The following is a 17,047-nucleotide window of genomic DNA, read 5'->3' as shown; positions in this document are numbered from 1 at the left end:
ATGGCGAACAATGCGCTGGACAACAAAGCCTCAGCCGCCGGACCTGTTTCGGCCGCGGCGCAGCAGGCCGGCTCAGAGTCACCCAGGCGCGGCATCCGGGCCGTCAACCTGTGGTCGACGGTGGGTCCGATCGCGGTCTTCGTGGTCCTGTTCGCCCTGGTGGCGATCCTCCGCCCGGCCTTCCTCGGCGGCGGTGGCATGGCCATCCTGGCCACCCAGGCGGCGGCGATCCTGCTGGTCGCCCTCGGCCAGAGCATGGTGTTGCACGTCGGATCCATCGATCTGTCCAACGCCGCGATCGCCCTGTTCGCAGCGATCACCCTGGCCAAGATGCTCGGCACGATGGGTGCCGCTGCGATCGTCGTGGTCCTGGTGCTGGGCATTGTGATCGGCGCGATCAACGGGGCCCTGGTGGCGTTCTTCCAGGTTCCCAGCTTCGCGCTGACCCTTGGCACACTGGGCCTGCTGCAGGCAGCGTCACTGATCGTCAGCGACGCGACCACGGTGTACGCCACCAACGCGAGCCTGTTGAGCCCGTTGTTCACCCAGGGCATCGCGGGTCTGGCCATGGCCTTCTGGGTCGGCGTCATCCTGGCCGTGGTGCTGTGGGCGCTACTCCGCTTCACGGTGCTCGGTCAGAGCATGACCGCTGTCGGTCTGAACGAGACCGGTGCGCTGTTCTCCGGAGTTCGCACCCGCGCTTTGAAGATCGTCGCATTCGCGCTGTCCGGGCTGCTCGGCGCGGTCGCCGGCATCATGATCATTGCGCAGGCCGGCTCCGCGTCGAGCACCGGTCTGGGCAGTGACTTGCTTGTGCCGGCCATCACCGCCGCGATCGTCGGTGGCACCGCCATCACCGGTGGCATCACCAACCCGATCAACGTCATCTTCGGCGCCCTGACGGTCACCCTGATCCCGGTCGGCGCCGCGGCGCTCGGCATCCCGTCCGAGGCGCAGAGCCTGGTGTACGGCCTGGTGATCATCGTTGCGGTCGCGCTGACCATCAGCCGCAAGCGCGTTGGAATCGTCAAGTAATACCCGGCTCGCCGGAATCCCCCTCTGCCACAAGAGTTTTCGATAAAAGGAGAGAACAAGTGCCCGTTCTGGAGTCGCTGCAGCCCCAGGAGGTGCTGCGGTTCTTCGAGATCCTGTCCAACATCCCGCGCGGATCGGAGAACGAGAAGCAGGCAGCCGATTGGGTTGTCAACTTCGCCGAGGAACGCGGACTGGAGGCATTCCAGGACGACCTGCACTGCGTCGTCGTCCGCAAGCCCGGCCAGGGCGGTCTGGAGAATGCACCGGGCCTGATCCTGCACGGACACCTGGACATGGTGTGCGCCAAGGAAGAGGGCGTCGACATCGACTTCGTGAACGAGCCCATCAAGCTCGTCGTGGACGGCGACTACATCGCCGCTGACGGCACCTCCCTCGGTGCGGACAACGGCATCGGGGTCTCGTACATCCTGGCGCTGCTGGACTCGAAGGATCTCCCGCACCCGCCGCTCGAAGCGGTGCTGACCGCGATGGAGGAGAAGGGCAAGGTCGGCGCCGGGCAGTTCGACACCTCGGTGCTGACCGGCACCCGGATGATCGACTTCAACTGGATCACCGACAACGAGATCCTGGCCGGCTGCAGCGGCGACATCACCTTCCTGGTCGATGTGCCCGCGGAGTGGGAATCGGTACCCGCCGAGTTCACCGCCACCCGGTCGCTCAAGGTGCGTGGGCTGCAGGGTGGTCACTGCGAGTTCGACATCCACCTCGAGCGGGCCAACGCGATCCTGCTGCTGGCGCGGGTGCTGAACGCGGTGCTCGCCAAGTACGACGTGCGGATCAGCGGGCTCTACGGCGGCACCCAGAACAGTGCTATTCCCGCCGACGCGGAGGCCGTGCTCTCGTTGCGGCCGGAGGATGTGGCGGGCGTGGAGCAGATCATCGCCGAACTGGGCAGCACTCTGTACAAGGAGTACGAGTTGGCCGGTGACACCGTCCGGCTGGAGTTCGACGAGGGGACGGCCCCGGAAAAGGTCTTCTCGGCCGACGCGGGTGCCCGGTTCTCCAGGCTCACCGCACTCATTGCCAACGGCGTGCTGAGCTGGAGCCTGCTCACCCCCGGCGTGGTGGAGAGCTCGAACAACCTCGGCACCCTGCGCCCCACCGACGACGGCATCCGATTGGCATCGACCATCACCGCTCAGGTGACCTCCAGAAAGCACGAGATCCTCGACCGCGCAAGGGTACTGGCCGCTCTGGCCGGCGGTGGGGTCACTGTCGAGCAGTTCGGGCTGGACGCGCCGGAGTTCCCGTACCAGGAGGATTCCCAGCTGCTCAAGACCGCTGCGGACGCCTACCGGGACGTCATCGGCAAGGAACCCGACATCCACGTCTCGCAGTGCAGCCTCGAGCTCGGGATGTTCAGCCGGAAGATCCCCGGCCTGGAGATCATCTCGATCGGCACCGAGCTGCACGGCCTGCACTCGCCGGCGGAGACGGTCAACCACACCTCGGTGGCCAAGGTCTGGCCGCTGGTGCGCGAAGTGGTCAGCCGGCTCAACTGAGCCCACCCGGTCAATCCCACCTGGCCATTCCCCCGACCGCATGATCGCCGGTCTGCACCGGCCTGCGTCAAGAAAGGTACGAACGTGACATCGGTATCCACGTCCGAACTCTCGGACGACACACTGATCGAGATGCAGCGCCGCATGCTGCGCATCCGGCGCTTCGACGAGCGTGCATCCAAGATGGTCAAGCGCGGCGCGATCCCCGGGACGGTGCACACCAGCATCGGCCAGGAGGCCCAGGTCGTCGGTGCCACCATGGCGCTCGGCGAATCCGATTACATGACCGGCAATCACCGCAGCCACGGGCACCCGATCGGCAAGGGCGCGCCGCTCGGCCCGCTGATGGCGGAGCTCGTCGGCAAGTCCGGCGGCGTCTGCGGCGGCAAGGGCGGCTCACTGCACCTGGCCGACTTCGCCGTCGGCAGCCTCGGCGAGTCCGGCATCGTCGGCTCGTCCATTCCGATCGCCGTCGGCGCGGGCCTGTCGTCCAAGGTGCTCGACAACGGCCGGGTTGCGCTGGCGTTCTTCGGTGACGGCGCCGCGAACCAGGGCTGCCTGTACGAGGGGATGAACATCGCCGGCGTGTGGAAACTGCCGGTGATCTTCCTCTGCGAGAACAACCAGTACGCGCTGTCCACGCCCGCTCACACCGTCACCTCCGGCGTGATCGCCGACCGCGCAGAGGGTTTCGGGATGCCCGGTGTCCGGGTCGTGAACGGCCAGGACGTCCTCGCCGTGTACGACGCGGTCAGCACAGCGGTCCAGCGCGCCAGGTCCGGGGAGGGCCCGACCCTGGTCGAGGTGGTGACCTACCGGTTCAACGAGCACTCGGAGGGGCTGCGTCTCGGCGTGGACTACCGCAACGCCGAGGAGAAGGCGGAATGGCTCGCGAAGGACCCGATCGCGCTGTTCAGGACCGAACTGATCCGCCGCGGTGTCGCCGACGACGCCGCGATGGACGAGCTGGAGGCCGACGTCCTGCGCGAGGTCGACGAGGCCGTCGCGTTCACCGACGCGAGCCCGTTCCCCGCGGCCACGGTCGCCTTCGACGATCTCTACGCCGACAGCGTCTACACCCACCACACCTTCCGCGACACCACCTTCGCCGTCTTGGAGCCAGTGCGATGACCGTCATGAGTTACCTCGGCGCGATCGGCGCCGCCCAGAAAGAAGCCATGCTCGCTGACGAGCGGGTGGTGATCATCGGTGAGGACGTCGAGGCCAACGTCTACGGAACCACCGGCGGCGCGGGCAAGTCCCGGGCTTCCGAGGGCGACTTCCTCCAGCAATTCGGCCGGAACCGGATCCGCAACACTCCGATCTCGGAGGAGGTGATCGTCGGTGCCGCGGCCGGCGCCGCGATGACCGGACTGCGCCCGATCGTCGACCTGTCCTACTCGTCGTTCCTGTACATGGCGATGGACCAGTTCGTGAACCAGGTCGCGAAGAACCGGTACATGTTCGGGGGCCAGGCGAAGATGCCGGTCGTCTTCCGGTCCGCGATGTTCTACGGGCTGAACACCGGTGCGCACCACTCCGACCGGCCCTACCCGATGTTCATGAACGTCCCCGGGCTCAAGATCGTCACGCCGGCGTACCCGAGCGACGCCAAGGGTCTGCTGCGCGAGGCCGTCGACACCGACGACCCGGTGCTGATCTTCGAGGCCTGCGTGCTCTGGGGCACCAAGGAAGAGGTCGACGAATCGGAGTACCGGATCCCGTTCGGGGTCGGCAGGACCCTGCGAACCGGCACCGACGCGACCATCGTCGCGGTGTCCGGTGCGGTCCCTGAGGCCGTCGCGGCCGCGGATCAGCTTGCCTCCGAGGGCATCTCGGTGGAGGTCTTCGACCCGCGCACGCTGGTCCCGTTGGACGTCGACGGCGTTCTGACGGCGATCTCCAAGACCGGGAGGGTCGTCGTCGCCGACCCCGCACACCAGACCTGCAGCGTCGCCAGCGAGATCTCGGCGCTCGCCGCGGAACACGTCTTCTCGAGCCTGAAGGCACCGATCCGGAGGGTGACCACGCCGGACACCCAGATCCCGTTCAGCCCTGCGCTCGAGAAGCAGCTGTACCCGAGCCGGACGCGCATCGCCGACGCGGTGCGCGCCTCGGTCGGAGCCCCCACCCCATCCAACGGAGAGGTTGTTTCCCGATGAGTCGAGTAGAGGTTCTGCTGCCCCAGTGGGGCATGGGAATGAGCGAGGGTGCCATCACCAGCTGGCTCAAGTCGGTCGGCGAGACCGTCACCGAGGACGAGCCGCTGGCCGAGGTCGAAGCCGAGAAGGTCGAGGAGACGCTGGAGGCTCCGGCCACCGGGACGCTGGTCGAGATCCTCGTCCCGGAAGGCGAGACCGTCGAGGTCCGAACACTTGTTGCCGTGATCGAGACGGACGACTGACCCGTCGCCCGGACCCGCTCGGCGCCGTAGACACGACACCTCAGGGAGAGGAATCACAGCCATGGTCAGGCCGGAACTTGCCGGTGAGCCGTTCGACGTCATCGTTGTCGGCGCCGGGATCAACGGCATCGGCATCGCCCAGGACGCCGCACTGCGCGGCCTGCGCGTCGCGTTGCTGGAACAGGACGATCTGTGCAGCGGTGTGTCGGCCTGGTCCGGTCGGCTCGTGCACGGCGGGCTGCGGTACCTGGAGCAGTACGACTTCGGCCTGGTGCACGAATCGCTGTCCGAGCGGGAACGGCTGTTCCGGCTCGCACCGCACCTGGTGAAGCCGGTGCCGCTGATGGTGCCGATCTACAAGCACAACCGGCGACCTGGCTGGCTTGTCGAACTCGGCATGATCACCTACGACGCACTGTCGCTGCGCAAGACGCCGCCGACCCACCGGTTCCTGACCAGGAACCGCACGGAACGCCGTTTCGGCGGTGCGTCCGAGGACGGGCTGTCCGGGTCGGTGGTGTTCTACGACGGACAGGTGGAGAACGCCGAACGGCTGTGCGTGGAACTGGCGGTCGACGCGCAGGCCGCCGGTGCGGTGATCGCCACCAAGATGCGGGTCGACGAACCGTTGCTGGCGAACGGGCGGGTCGTCGGGGTGCGCGCCACCGATCGGCTGACCGGCGAGCAGACCGAGGTCCGGGCACCGCTGGTCTACAACGTGGCCGGGGCGGCGATCGACCGGTTGATCGCCGCACCCGACCTGCCGGAGCAGCCGCGGCTGAACGGTGGCACCAAGGGCAGCCACCTGATCGTCGACCCGTTCCCCGGCGCTCCGCGCGACGTCGTGTACTACGAGTCCCGGCAGGACGGCCGGCTGGTGCTGATCATCCCGTGGCGCGGCCGCTACATGATCGGCACCACCGACATCCGGTTCGATGACGACCCCGACAACGCACGCTGCGACATCGGCGAAGTCGACTACCTGCTCGGTGAGGTCAACGCCCTCATCCCGGACGCGAACCTCGGTCTCGACGACGTGCTCTACACGTTCAGCGGGGTTCGACCGCTGCCCTACGTGCCGGACAAGGCCGAATCGTCGGTGCCGCGCAGCCACGTGCTGCACGACCACACCGCTACCGGTCTGCCGGGCCTGATCACCGTGGTCGGCGGCAAGCTGACGACCTACCGGCAGCTCGCCGAGGATGCCGTCGACGACGCCTTCAAGCGGCTCGGTCGGAAAGCCCCGGCCTGCCCGACGCGCAACCGTCCGTATGTCGGCGCGCAGTTCTCCGACGTGGCGACGCTGAAGGCGGCGTTGAGGGCTCGCACCGGCCTGCCCGATGCACAGGTGACGCGGTTGGTCGACCTGTACGGCAGCCGCGCGTTCTCGGTGTGGCAGCTGATCGAGCAGCGCCCGGAGCTCCGAAAGGTGGTGCATTCCAGCGGATTGTTCGCAGCCGAGTTGGTGTTCGCCGTCGACTCCGATCTGGCCCGGTCGCTGACCGACGTCCTCGCCCGCCGCACGCTGGTCGCCTTCGAGCCCGGCCATGGGCTCGAGTCGGTGGACGAGGTCGCCGGCGTGCTCGCCGATCACCTCGGCTGGGACTCCGACCAGCGGGCGGCCCAGATCGCCGAGTACAACGAGTGGCTCGGCAAGCTCGCCGTGCCGGATCCGTCCGGTCCGCGGTCGGAGAGTTTCGGCGCCGGGGAACCGGTGCCCGTGGGAGCGACCCGGTGAGCGGGCCGCTCCTGCTAGCCCTGGATGAGGGGTCGAGCAGTTGCCGCACCGTCGTGGTGAACGGCGACGGCGCCATCCTCGCCGAGGCACGGGAGAACGTCCGCTGGGAATACCCCCGCCCGGGGTGGGTGGAACTCGACCCGGTCGAGCTGTGGGAGCTCCAACTCTCGACGGTGCGCCGGGCCTTGTCCGACGCAGGCATCACCGCGAAGGACCTCGCCGCGGTGTCCATCACCACCCACCGCGAGACGGTCATGCTGTGGGACCGGGCCACCGGCAAGCCCATCCACAACGCCCTGGTGTGGATCTCGAAGCAGACCGACGACATCGTCCGGCGATGGTCCGACCGGGGCCTGGACGAGCTGTTCCGGCACCGCACCGGACTGTTCAACGACTCCTTCTTCTCCGCGGCGAAGGTCGCCTGGCTGCTGGAGAACGTGCCCGATGCGCGGCGCCGCGCGGAGGCCGGTGAGCTGGCCTGCGGCACGCCGGACACCTGGCTGCTGTGGAATCTGACCGGTGGCCGGTCGCACATGACCGATCACTCCTGCGCATCCCGGACGGCGTTGTTCAACCTGGAGTCCAGGACATGGGACACGGAACTGTGTGCCCTGCTGGACATTCCGATGGAGATCTTCCCGACCGCCGTCGACTCGGACGCGGACTTCGGCGCCGCCGCAGCCGGCGTGCTCGGCGCCGAGGTGCCGGTGCGCGCGGTGATCGCCGACCAGCAGGCCGGCATGTTCGGCCAGGCCTGCTTCGCGGACGGCGCGGCCAAGAAGACGTTCGGCACGGCCGGGGTCCTGACGGTCAACTCCGGGCCGAAACCCCGGTTGGTCGACGGGCTGACCTCGAGTGTGGGCTGGACGGTCGGCGGCACGACCGACTACGAACTGGAGGGCGTCGTCTTCCATTCCGGTCAGACGCTGTCCTGGATGCGGGAGAACCTCCGGTTGTTCGAGTCGAGCGACGAGATCGAACTGCTGGCCAGGCTGGTTCCCGACGCCGGCGGTGTGTACGTCGTCCCCGCCTTCGGGGGGATGTGCGCGCCGCACTGGGACCGGCAGGCCAAGGCCGCGATCGTCGGCATGACGCTGGAATCGACATCGGCCCATCTGGTCCGGGCGGCGTTGGACAGCATGGCGTTCCAGACCTGCGACATCCTCGACTCTCTGGAGAGTGGCGGGGTCGCTGTCGACTCTCTGAAGGTCGACGGCGGAAGCACCCGCAGCGACCTGCTCTGCCAACTCACCGCGGACCTCACAGGCCGGCTGATCCGTCGGCCGGACTCGTTGGAACGCACCGCATTGGGCGCCGCGTTCGTCGCCGGCCTGGCCGTCGGCATCTGGGACAACCAGAACACCCTCGAGTCGATGTGGAGCTGCGAGCGTGAGTTCGAACCACAGATCGGCGCCGACCAGCGGGAGGAGCGGCTCGCCGGCTGGCGGGACGCGCTGGACAGGACGTTGCCCAGCCGTCGAGCTTCCTGATCATGCCGGGCCGGCGGCGCACCCCCGCACCGCTCCGCACCATTCCATCCACGCCGGTCACCACCGGAGAGAGGTAGCACCCTCATGCGAGACCCGAATCCCCTGGCCTGGATCGAAGCGGCCAGAGCCGGCGGCTATGCCGTCGGCGCGTTCAACATGCACAACGATGAGACCACCCAGGCGCTGCTGCAGGCGGCCCAGCAGGCCCAGTCGCCCGTGTACCTGCAAGTGGGACGGGCCATCATCCCGCACATGGGCCTGCGCAATGCCTACGAGATGACGGTGCGCAACGCCGCCGAATCCGACGCCACCTACACGATCCATCTCGACCACGGCACCTGGGACGAGGTGCTGCTCGCCGTCCGGCTGGGCTTCGACTCGATCATGTTCGACGCTGCCCACCTGCCGTTCGAGGAGAACATCAAGGCGACCCGTAAGGCTGTCGAACTGTGCCACTCGTACGGCATCCCGGTGGAGGCCGAACTGGGCAAGATCCCCGATGTCGGCCAGAAGGTCGACTGGTCCTCGTATTACACCGACGTCCGTGAGGCGGAGCGGTTCGTCGCCGAGACCGGTGTCGACCTGCTCGCCATCTCGGCGGGCGTGGTGCACGGCACGATGCCGTCCTTCGATCCGCAGCCGCTGGCCATCGATCTGATCGCCCAGATCCGTGACGTTGTCCCGGTTCCTCTTGTCCTGCATGGCATCTCCGGTGTTCCGGACGATCAGGTCAAGAACGCGGTCGCGGCCGGGGTGCACAAGCTCAACGCCGACACCGATCTGCGGCACGCCTTCCGGTCCGGAGTCCAGGCGGCCTGGTCCAACGGTGACCGCCAGCTCGAGGAAGCGCTGGACGAAGGGCGCCGGCGGATGGTCGACGCCACGATGGCGAAGATGGAGATCTTCGGTTCCGCCGGCACCGCGCCTTCGCTGACCTGGCAGCCACGATGACCACTACCGAAGCCGCTGTCTCCGAGGGGGTCTCGAAGCCGCTGACCGGGGTCCGGAAAATTGCCGCTCGCCGGATGGTCGAAGCCTGGGCCGCACCGGTCTTCCACCTGACCGTCGAGGTGGACATGACCGCGGTGCTCGGCGCGGATCTGAAGGCGCGGGGCGCGACCGTGACCGACGCCATCGTGCAGGCCTGCGCGGCGGCGCTGACCGCCAACCCGGCGCTGAATGCGCACTACGCGGACAACGTCATCACCACCTTCACCGACGTCAACATCGGCCTGGCCGTCGCGACGGACAAGGGCCTGATGGTGCCGGTGCTGCCGCGGGTGCAGGGCGCCGATCTGTCGGTCATCGCCGGTATCCGCAAGGATGTCGTGCAGCGTGCGCGCGCGGGCAAGTTGTCGATGACCGACATCACCGGCGGCACGTTCACGGTGTCCAATCTCGGAATGCTCGGCATCGACCAGTTCGACGCGATCCTCAATCCGCCACAGGTGGGGATCCTGGCGATCGGCACCACCCGGCAGGTCCCCGTCGCCCTCGACGGCAGTGTCCAGGTGCGGCCGCTGTCGACCTTCACGCTGACCTGCGACCATCGCGCGGTGGACGGTGCGACCGGCGCCGGTCTGCTCACCGCGATCCGCGCGCATTTGGAATCCGGACTTCCGTGATTCCGGCACCAGCCCGGAGTTCGGCACCAGCCCTGAGTTCGGCATCGGCCCCGAGCGAGCGCCCAGCCGCCGACCTACTGCGCGGCGTCGGACGGCTCCGGGTGTCCGCCGGCGAAGGCCTCTCGTCGGCCGCCGCCGATGCGGCGATCGGACCAGCTCTGCTGCGGAAGGTCGCCGGCGGTTCCGAAGGCTGGCTGCGGCTGTACCGGCCGGTACCGACGGTCGGTTTCAGCCGCCGGGACGAGCGGACTCCCGGGTTCCCGGTGGCCGCCGCCGTGGCGCGGTCACACGGATTCCAACCGGCCGTCCGGTCACCCGGCGGGCGTGCGGCGGCCTATCACCGCAGTTGCCTGTGCTTCGACCTGGTCCTGCCCGACTACGGCGAATACGCTCCGGCCCAACACATGTCGGCGCTGGGCGAGCTCCTGGCCGGCGTGTTGCGGGACGGCGGCGTCGACGCCCGGGTTGGCGAGGTCGAAGGTGAGTACTGTCCCGGCCGGTTCAGCGTCAATGCCGGCGGGGTCGGCAAGGTCGTCGGGACGGCAGGTCGGCGCGTTCGCGGCGGCCTGCTGCTCGGCGGCAGCATCGTCGTGACCGACGCGGAGCCGCTGCGCCTGGTGTTGACCGACGTCTACCCGGCACTGGGTCTGTCGTTCGATCCGCGCACGGTGGTGTCGGCGGCGGACTTCGGCCTCACCGCCGGGGTGCCCGAGGTACAGGACGCCCTGATCGCAGCGTTCGCTCCTGTTACGGAGCTGTCGTTCGTCCCGCTGCCGGATCCCGTCCAGTACGAGAAGCCGCCAGCGGTAACAGCTGTCGACCAGCACAGCTGATCAGGAGAAAGGGAAGTCAACGGTGACCACTCATATCGACACAGGGTCTATCGGGGAAGCGTCTATCGGGGAAGCGTCTATGCCGGTGGTCGACCAGGACCCGGTGGAGGTCGCCCACCGCATCGTGGGCGAGGCAGATCCGGACGGAGTCCTGCCCGCCTGCGGGATGCGGTCGGTGAGAATCGGCTCGCACGACTGGTCGGACGTGACGTCGGCGGTCTCCGAACTGTTCGGGCCGTCGGTCAGCGGCCGGCCGACGGTCGCACTGCTGATGGACCGCACCCCGATCCGCCGCGGCGACGAGGAGATCAAGCCGGCGATCGAGGCTGCGCTGGCGGAGCGTTTCGACGTCCGCCCGGTGGTGCTGGACGACGGCCACCCGGAGCTGCACGCATCGGAGGCGGTGATCGAGCAGGCCAGTGCGGCGGTGGTCGGCGTCGATGCGGTGGTCAGCATCGGCAGCGGAACGATCACCGACATCGGAAAGGTCGCATCCGCCGCGATCGGCGGTGTGCCGTTCGTGGTGGTGCAGACCGCGGCGTCGGTCGACGGCTTCACCGACGACGTGTCGGTGCTGCTGCGCAACGGCGTGAAGCGGACCACACCGTCCCGCTGGCCGGACATCGTCGTCTCCGACGTGGCCACCATCGACCAGGCACCATCGGCGATGAACGTCGCCGGGTTCGGTGAGCTCACGTCGATGTTCACCGCCCCCGCCGATTGGCTGCTGGCCGACCTCGTCGGCGTCGACACCTCCTTCCATCCTGCGCCGATCCGGATTCTCGAAGAGGTCGGATCGGGCGTCGCCGACTGGTCCGCGGAACTCGGCCGCTCGGCGGACGCGACGGCGCGGCTGACCAGGGCACTGGCGATCCGCGGCATCGCCACCGGGGTCTCCGGTGGCACCGCCTGCCTGTCCGGCATCGAGCACCTGGTCAGCCACATGCTGGACCTGTCCAACGGCGCGGCGCACCGGCCGATCGGGTTGCACGGCGCGCAGGTCGGCGCCGCTGCGGTGGTCGCGGCTGCCGCCTGGGACCTGCTGTTCGAGCGGCTCGACAACACCGACCGGCTGGCCCTTGTCGAGAGTCTGACGAGCGGATCGCTGACGGCACCGGAGGAGACGGTACGAGCCGCATTCGCCGACATCGACCCGGCCGGTCAGGTCGGCGCCGAGTGCTGGTCCGACTACAGCAAAAAGGTCGCCGCACTCGACCGGCACCGCGCCGACCTGATCGCCCTGATCTCCGACTGGCCGGCGGCAGCGACCCGACTCCGGCCACTCGTCCGGCCGACCAGCGAGCTCGCGCACAGCCTGGTCGCGGCGGGCGCGGTGGCCAGGCTCACCGACCTGCCCGCGGTGACCGGCGCGGACCACGCGACCTGGGCGGTGACCAACTGCGCCTTCATGCGCAACCGGGTCACTGGAGTGGACCTGCTGATCGCGCTCGGTTGGTGGGAACCCGACGACATCGCCACCGTGCTGGAGAACGCCGAGCACGAGGTCGAAGAAGCGGAGACGTCCCATGCCCCGCGGTGACCTGGTCGTCGGCGTCGACTGTTCGACGACCGCCGCCAAGGCCGTGGTCTGGAACTCCTCCGGTCACGCTGTCTCCCAGGCCCGGTCGACGTTCGCCCTCGACCATCCCCGGCCCAATTACGCCGAGCAGAATCCCGAGGACTGGTGGACCGCCACCACCGCAGCCATCAAACGCGCGGTGCAGACGGTCGACCGGGAACGCATCGCGGCGATCTCCATCACCCACCAGCGGGAGACCTTCGCCTGCCTGGACCGCGCCGCCGAACCGCTTCGCCCGGCGATGATCTGGGCCGACACGCGGGCCACCGAGGAGGTGCAGAAGTACGGCACCCCGGAGGTGCACCGGATCACCGGCAAGCCGCCCAACCCCACGCCGGCCTGGTACAAGCTGCTCTGGCTCGCCCAGCACGAACCAGAGACGTTGCAGCACACCGCATGTGTGGTTGATGTCCAGGGCTTTCTGGTGAACAGGCTGACCGGGCAGTTCCGAACCTGTTGGGCCAGTGCCGATCCGCTGGGCGTTGTCGACCTGTCCACGTTCGACTACTCCGACGAGTTGATCGCCGCGGCCGGATTGCATCGCGACCAGTTCCCTGATCTGGTTGCGCCCGGCGCGATCATCGGCTCCATCACAGAGGCAGCGAGCCGGCTCACCGGGCTGCCGCCGGGACTGCCGGTGGTCGCCGGAGTCGGCGACGGCCAGTCCGCCCAACTCGGCTGCGGCATCACCGAACCGGGCGCCGCCTACCTGAACCTGGGCACCGGCATCGTATCCGGCGTCTTCAGCCCCACGTACGCCAGCGATGTCCGGTTCCGGACGCTTGCCGCCGGCATCCCGGGCGGCTACACCCTGGAGACGTTCATCGGCGGCGGGACGTACAACATCCGCTGGTTCGTCGAGAAGTTCGCCGGGGTCAACACGCAGATGCTGGGCCTGGACCTGTCTCCCGAGCAGGTCCTCGAAGCGGCGGCCGACATGCTCCCGCCCGGGAGTGAGGGACTGCTGGCCCTGCCGTACTGGACCGGCGCCCTGACCCCGTACTGGGACCACCACGCCCGCGGCGCGTTGATCGGGCTGACCGGCATCCACGGCAAGGCGCACGTCTACCGGGCGATCCTGGAGAGCCTGGCCTTCGAGCAGCGGTTCCTGTATGCCGGCGCGGAAGAGGCGCTGGGGGAGAAGGTTTCGCGCATCGTCGCACTGGGCGGCGGGTCCCGCAGCCGGATCTGGTGCCAGATCCTCGCGGATGTACTGCAGCGCAGGGTCGAGGTGGTCAGCGAGCCGGAGAGCACCTGCCTGGGGGCGGGCGTGCTGGCGGCGGCCGCGGTGGGCATCCATCCCTCGATCGAGGCGGCGGCGGCAGCGATGACCGGCACCGGCCGCGCCTTCGATCCCGATGACAGCCACACGGGGGCTTACGACCGGTTGTACGAGGTGTACCGGGGGATGTACCCCGCCCTCCGTGGTCTCTTCGGCGAATTGGCTGCGGCGCAATGAGTGTCGACCTCGACCACGAGCTGGAGTCGTTGCTGGCCAGGCCGAGCCGGATCTACGACGGGTACCTGTTCGACCTGGACGGCACCATCTACCTGGGTAAGGAGTTGCTGCCGGGAGCCCGCGCGCTGGTCGAGACCGTTCGCGGGCTTGGATCCAAGGTCGTGTTCCTGACGAACAACCCGACCCGGGATCCGTTCATGTACCGCGAGAAGCTCGAATCACTCGGCATCCCGGTGCGCCCCGACGAGATCCTCAACACGGTCATGACGATGACAACCTGGCTGCTCGAACACGCCGCCGACAGAAAAATCTTCGTCATCGGCGAGCAGCCGCTGAAATCAGCGCTGACCGCGGCGGGCCTGACGCTCACCGAGGACGCGCATGAAGTCGACGTTGTCGTCGCCAGTTACGACCGCGGCTTCGACTACCGCAAGCTCCAGATCGCCTTCGACGCTCTTGCGGTGTACCGGCGGGCGATCCTGGTGACCACCAATCCGGACGTCTTCTGCCCGTTCCCCGGCGGGCACGGCGAACCCGATGCCGGCGCGATCATCGCCGCCATCGAAGCTTGCACCGGGGTGAAATGCCTGGTGAACGCCGGCAAGCCGGACAAGCTGATGGTGGAGACCGCGATGCGGCAGATCGGGGTGAGCCCCAACGACTGCGTGATGGTCGGCGACCGGCTCTCCACCGACATCGCCATGGGCATCGCGGCCGGAATGAACACCGCGCTGGTGCTGACCGGCGAAACCGACCTGCCGATGCTGGCCGCGTCCGCGGTGCGCCCGACCTGGGTGCTGCGACAGATCGACGAACTGCTGCCCGAATCCCACTGACCGAATTCCACTGACCGAATCCCACTGACCGCTCGACCGCAGGAGGAGACGAACCATGGCCACCGCTCTGGACAAGTACGCCGACATGAAGCCCACCTGGGACGGGCCCGTCGTCATCGAGTCGCACATCAACGGCATCCGCTCGAAGGAGATGAACCCGAACACGCCGGTCGGCTACGAGGAGATCGCGGACGACGCCATCCGCTGTTGGGAAGCGGGTGCCGGTGCGATCCATGCGCACAACACCAGCTTCGACCTGCTCGGCGAGAATGCCTACAGGGACTACATGCGGACCTGGGAGACGGTGCTCGCCAAGCACCCGGACATCACCTGGTACCCGACCACCTGCAACAACCTGCGGCTGCTGCCGGAGGAACACGGGCTGGAGCATGTCGCCCTCCTCAACGAGAATGCGCACGCCGAGATCGCCTGCGTCGACACCGGTCTCACACTTTTCGCGGTCGACACGGATGACGAGGGCTACCTGGTCGGTCCGGAGTTCGGCTTCAACTACCAGCGGGTCGGCAACCAGTGGCGGATGCTGCGCGAGCGCGGCGTCCCGATGGTCTACGGCGTGTACGAGCCGGGGCACCTGCGCCACGCGATGTACTACGTCAACCAGGGCATGTCCACGCCCGGCTCGATGTGGGACTTCTACCTGATCGGCGACTACGGTCTCACCTCGATGAAGCCGATCGGCACCAACGGCATGAAGCCCAGCCTGGAGAGCCTGTACTACTACCTGTGGATGATCGAGGAGGCCAAGGTCAAGCACCCCTGGTACATCTCGATCTGGGGACAGGGCGCGCTGGACGACACCGGGATCCTCCGCCGGGCCATCGAACTGGGCGGGCACATCAAGACCGGCCTGGAGCTGTTCTACGACCCGGACCGCAACCCCACAAACCTCGAGCTGCTGCAGCAGGCGCAGGAGATCGCCCGTGAGGTGGGTCGCCCGATCGCCACCCACGAGGAGGCCCGCGCCCTGTACCAGCTGAAGTGAGCGCGGCCCCCTGACTCTCCCGCCCTGACCCGAATCGAGTCGCCACTTGTGTGCCCTTCCGTGCCCGATCAAGGCCCGGAACTGGCGACTCGATCGGGCGGCAGCTTGGCCACACCTCAGTCGGCGTACAGACGGATTTCTATGCCGTCGGGGTCGTGCAGGCCGACGAGAACGCTGCCGCCGCGGTGGCCGGTGACAATGCCGCCGTGTCGCTGTTCGATGGCGGCGAAGTGCTCGGCCCAGGCCTGGACGCCTTCCCGGGTGGGGACACCGATGGCGAGCAGGTCGAATCCGGAGAGCGCGGCGGCGCGCTCGCGATCCTGCCGCAGCGCGATGGGGGTGGTGCCGCCCGCGCCGTTGAGGGCCACCCCACGTAGCTCGCCTTCCTCGACGAACTCGATCTCCACCTCCAGTCCGAGCACCCGCTCGTACCACTGGGTGCTGACACGCACGTCGCTGACCGGGATCTTCACGTGGTGGATCGGTGCCAGGTCCGGCATGGTGTTCCCTTCTGTTGCTGGTGGTGTTTTCAGCGAGCCTCTCTCGCCAGGGCCGTGGCAGCTCGCGCGGCTGGGCTCAGGCCGTGACGGTTGCTGTCCGGATTAGATCGGCGAGCGCGTCGGGGGCGGTGAGGGGAAGCAGATGGTTGTGACCGGGTATCACGGCCGTGCGCGCCGCGGGCAGCATCTCGGCGAGATGGTCGATCAGTCGGTGCGTGAAGACGGGGCTGTCACCGCCGGCAAGGAGATGGACCGGTATCTCGATCCGGCGCGCCTGCTGCGCATCGAACTGCCACCCGACGAGCGAAGGCACCTCGCCGCTGAAGCAGTAGCCGCAGTCGCGTTCGGCGCGTTCCAGGCCGGCCGTGCCCAGTGTCGACTCGATCACCGCCCGGAAGTCCGGCCCGCACAGCGCAGACAGGAAAGTGTCGAACGCAGTGTGCAGGTCGCCCTGGGCGGCGGCACTCATCGAAGCGCCGATGGCGGGCCCGATCAGGGCAGCTACGGGCGCCCGGTCCTCGGCCGGCAAGAGCGGGTCGATCAACGGTGGCTCGACCAGAACGAGCTCGCCAACCAGGTCCGGGTGGTCGAGCGCCAGTTGCAGCGCGACCACACATCCCGAGGAGTGCGCCAGCACCCGTGCTCGCCCGATCCCCAAGCTGCGCAACAGATCTGCGCATTCACCGGCATGATCGGCCACCGACATCGGCTTGGCGGGCGCGGGGTCGGAGTAGCCGGTGCGGGTGACGCGGATCAGGCGCTGCCCGGCGACAGCCGGCTCGCGTCCGAACGGGACGAACCAGTCAGCGAACGCTGCCGCATGGATCAGGACGATGGGCTCGGCGTTGCCGCCGGAGTCGGTGTATTGCATGGCAGTTCTCCTTTTCGGATGGGTCAGTCGAGGTAGGGGTGGATTCCTCTGCCGTCGGGATCGTGCGGGAAGGCGAGGATGCAGCCTCCCCGATGGAGCGCGGGCCCATTGCCTTCACTAGAGCTGACTCTAGCGAGTCACTAGAGTAGTC

The 17,047-nt window shown here is 68.1% G+C and carries 16 protein-coding genes; 14 read left to right on the top strand and 2 right to left on the bottom strand.

The features are described from left to right. The 14 genes from ACVBEQ_RS11940 to ACVBEQ_RS11875 all read left to right on the top strand — a co-directional run bounded on the left by ACVBEQ_RS11940 (window position 1) and on the right by ACVBEQ_RS11875 (window position 15,525). Window positions 1-1,035: an ABC transporter permease gene (locus ACVBEQ_RS11940; protein WP_447153307.1), complete on the top strand. Its 1,035-nt coding sequence runs from the start codon at window positions 1-3 to the stop codon at window positions 1,033-1,035. Between the two features lie 59 nt (window positions 1,036-1,094). Continuing rightward, window positions 1,095-2,558, top strand: a complete 1,464-nt coding sequence (gene pepD, locus ACVBEQ_RS11935; protein ID WP_447153306.1) for a beta-Ala-His dipeptidase — start codon at window positions 1,095-1,097, stop codon at window positions 2,556-2,558. A gap of 144 nt (window positions 2,559-2,702) precedes the next feature. Beyond that, window positions 2,703-3,689: a thiamine pyrophosphate-dependent dehydrogenase E1 component subunit alpha gene (locus tag ACVBEQ_RS11930; RefSeq protein ID WP_447153398.1), complete on the top strand. Its 987-nt coding sequence runs from the start codon at window positions 2,703-2,705 to the stop codon at window positions 3,687-3,689. After that, complete coding sequence (locus tag ACVBEQ_RS11925) at window positions 3,686-4,720, top strand: alpha-ketoacid dehydrogenase subunit beta (RefSeq protein ID WP_447153305.1); 1,035 nt, start codon at window positions 3,686-3,688, stop codon at window positions 4,718-4,720. Before ACVBEQ_RS11930 ends, ACVBEQ_RS11925 begins: the two co-directional genes overlap by 4 nt. Next, window positions 4,717-4,962: a biotin/lipoyl-containing protein gene (locus tag ACVBEQ_RS11920; protein WP_447153304.1), complete on the top strand. Its 246-nt coding sequence runs from the start codon at window positions 4,717-4,719 to the stop codon at window positions 4,960-4,962. Before ACVBEQ_RS11925 ends, ACVBEQ_RS11920 begins: the two co-directional genes overlap by 4 nt. Window positions 4,963-5,023: 61 nt before the next feature. After that, window positions 5,024-6,700 (top strand): glycerol-3-phosphate dehydrogenase/oxidase, encoded by a 1,677-nt coding sequence (locus ACVBEQ_RS11915; RefSeq protein WP_447153303.1) that lies wholly within the window; start codon window positions 5,024-5,026, stop codon window positions 6,698-6,700. Beyond that, window positions 6,697-8,190, top strand: coding sequence for an FGGY family carbohydrate kinase (locus ACVBEQ_RS11910; protein WP_447153302.1), 1,494 nt, complete (start codon window positions 6,697-6,699; stop codon window positions 8,188-8,190). Before ACVBEQ_RS11915 ends, ACVBEQ_RS11910 begins: the two co-directional genes overlap by 4 nt. A gap of 84 nt (window positions 8,191-8,274) precedes the next feature. Then, complete coding sequence (locus tag ACVBEQ_RS11905) at window positions 8,275-9,141, top strand: class II fructose-bisphosphate aldolase (RefSeq protein ID WP_447153301.1); 867 nt, start codon at window positions 8,275-8,277, stop codon at window positions 9,139-9,141. After that, window positions 9,138-9,815 carry a 2-oxo acid dehydrogenase subunit E2 gene (locus ACVBEQ_RS11900; RefSeq protein WP_447153300.1) on the top strand — a complete coding sequence of 226 codons (678 nt, stop codon included), beginning with the start codon at window positions 9,138-9,140 and terminating at the stop codon, window positions 9,813-9,815. The genes ACVBEQ_RS11905 and ACVBEQ_RS11900 overlap by 4 nt, the downstream gene beginning before the upstream one ends. A gap of 101 nt (window positions 9,816-9,916) precedes the next feature. After that, a complete protein-coding gene (locus tag ACVBEQ_RS11895) occupies window positions 9,917-10,648 on the top strand; it encodes a lipoate--protein ligase family protein (RefSeq protein WP_447153299.1) in 732 nt (243 codons plus the stop codon). A 79-nt stretch (window positions 10,649-10,727) separates the two neighbouring features. Then, complete coding sequence (locus ACVBEQ_RS11890; RefSeq protein WP_447153298.1) at window positions 10,728-12,188, top strand: iron-containing alcohol dehydrogenase; 1,461 nt, start codon at window positions 10,728-10,730, stop codon at window positions 12,186-12,188. Continuing rightward, entirely contained in the window at window positions 12,175-13,686 is a 1,512-nt protein-coding gene (locus tag ACVBEQ_RS11885) for a xylulokinase (protein ID WP_447153297.1), read from the top strand. Before ACVBEQ_RS11890 ends, ACVBEQ_RS11885 begins: the two co-directional genes overlap by 14 nt. Continuing rightward, window positions 13,683-14,522, top strand: a complete 840-nt coding sequence (locus tag ACVBEQ_RS11880; RefSeq protein WP_447153296.1) for an HAD-IIA family hydrolase — start codon at window positions 13,683-13,685, stop codon at window positions 14,520-14,522. The genes ACVBEQ_RS11885 and ACVBEQ_RS11880 overlap by 4 nt, the downstream gene beginning before the upstream one ends. Window positions 14,523-14,577: 55 nt before the next feature. Continuing rightward, window positions 14,578-15,525, top strand: a complete 948-nt coding sequence (locus ACVBEQ_RS11875; RefSeq protein WP_447153295.1) for a beta-keto acid cleavage family enzyme — start codon at window positions 14,578-14,580, stop codon at window positions 15,523-15,525. Window positions 15,526-15,641: 116 nt separating this feature from the next. Here ACVBEQ_RS11875 and ACVBEQ_RS11870 read toward each other — a convergent pair whose 3' ends face one another. Together ACVBEQ_RS11870 and ACVBEQ_RS11865 are read right to left on the bottom strand one after the other, a co-directional pair. After that, complete coding sequence (locus ACVBEQ_RS11870; RefSeq protein WP_447153294.1) at window positions 15,642-16,025, bottom strand: VOC family protein; 384 nt, start codon at window positions 16,023-16,025, stop codon at window positions 15,642-15,644. 76 nt (window positions 16,026-16,101) lie between these two features. Then, window positions 16,102-16,896 carry an alpha/beta fold hydrolase gene (locus ACVBEQ_RS11865; RefSeq protein ID WP_447153293.1) on the bottom strand — a complete coding sequence of 265 codons (795 nt, stop codon included), beginning with the start codon at window positions 16,894-16,896 and terminating at the stop codon, window positions 16,102-16,104. Window positions 16,897-17,047: the final 151 nt, after the last annotated feature.

Source organism: Nakamurella sp. GG22 (genome assembly GCF_052976845.2).
The sequence above is the reverse complement of the archived record's forward strand: the minus strand, read 5'-3'. Positions and strand labels throughout refer to the sequence as shown.

Bases quoted from the DNA above. Each gene is read 5' to 3' on its own strand.
- ACVBEQ_RS11940 (WP_447153307.1), top strand. From the start codon at position 1: ATGGCGAACAATGCGCTGGACAACAAAGCCTCAGCCGCCGGACCTGTT.
- ACVBEQ_RS11930 (WP_447153398.1), top strand. From the start codon at position 2,703: ATGCTGCGCATCCGGCGCTTCGACGAGCGTGCATCCAAGATGGTCAAG.
- ACVBEQ_RS11925 (WP_447153305.1), top strand. From the start codon at position 3,686: ATGACCGTCATGAGTTACCTCGGCGCGATCGGCGCCGCCCAGAAAGAA.
- ACVBEQ_RS11920 (WP_447153304.1), top strand. From the start codon at position 4,717: ATGAGTCGAGTAGAGGTTCTGCTGCCCCAGTGGGGCATGGGAATGAGC.
- ACVBEQ_RS11915 (WP_447153303.1), top strand. From the start codon at position 5,024: ATGGTCAGGCCGGAACTTGCCGGTGAGCCGTTCGACGTCATCGTTGTC.
- ACVBEQ_RS11905 (WP_447153301.1), top strand. From the start codon at position 8,275: ATGCGAGACCCGAATCCCCTGGCCTGGATCGAAGCGGCCAGAGCCGGC.
- ACVBEQ_RS11900 (WP_447153300.1), top strand. From the start codon at position 9,138: ATGACCACTACCGAAGCCGCTGTCTCCGAGGGGGTCTCGAAGCCGCTG.
- ACVBEQ_RS11890 (WP_447153298.1), top strand. From the start codon at position 10,728: ATGCCGGTGGTCGACCAGGACCCGGTGGAGGTCGCCCACCGCATCGTG.
- ACVBEQ_RS11885 (WP_447153297.1), top strand. From the start codon at position 12,175: ATGCCCCGCGGTGACCTGGTCGTCGGCGTCGACTGTTCGACGACCGCC.
- ACVBEQ_RS11880 (WP_447153296.1), top strand. From the start codon at position 13,683: ATGAGTGTCGACCTCGACCACGAGCTGGAGTCGTTGCTGGCCAGGCCG.
- ACVBEQ_RS11875 (WP_447153295.1), top strand. From the start codon at position 14,578: ATGGCCACCGCTCTGGACAAGTACGCCGACATGAAGCCCACCTGGGAC.
- ACVBEQ_RS11870 (WP_447153294.1), bottom strand. From the start codon at position 16,025: ATGCCGGACCTGGCACCGATCCACCACGTGAAGATCCCGGTCAGCGAC.
- ACVBEQ_RS11865 (WP_447153293.1), bottom strand. From the start codon at position 16,896: ATGCAATACACCGACTCCGGCGGCAACGCCGAGCCCATCGTCCTGATC.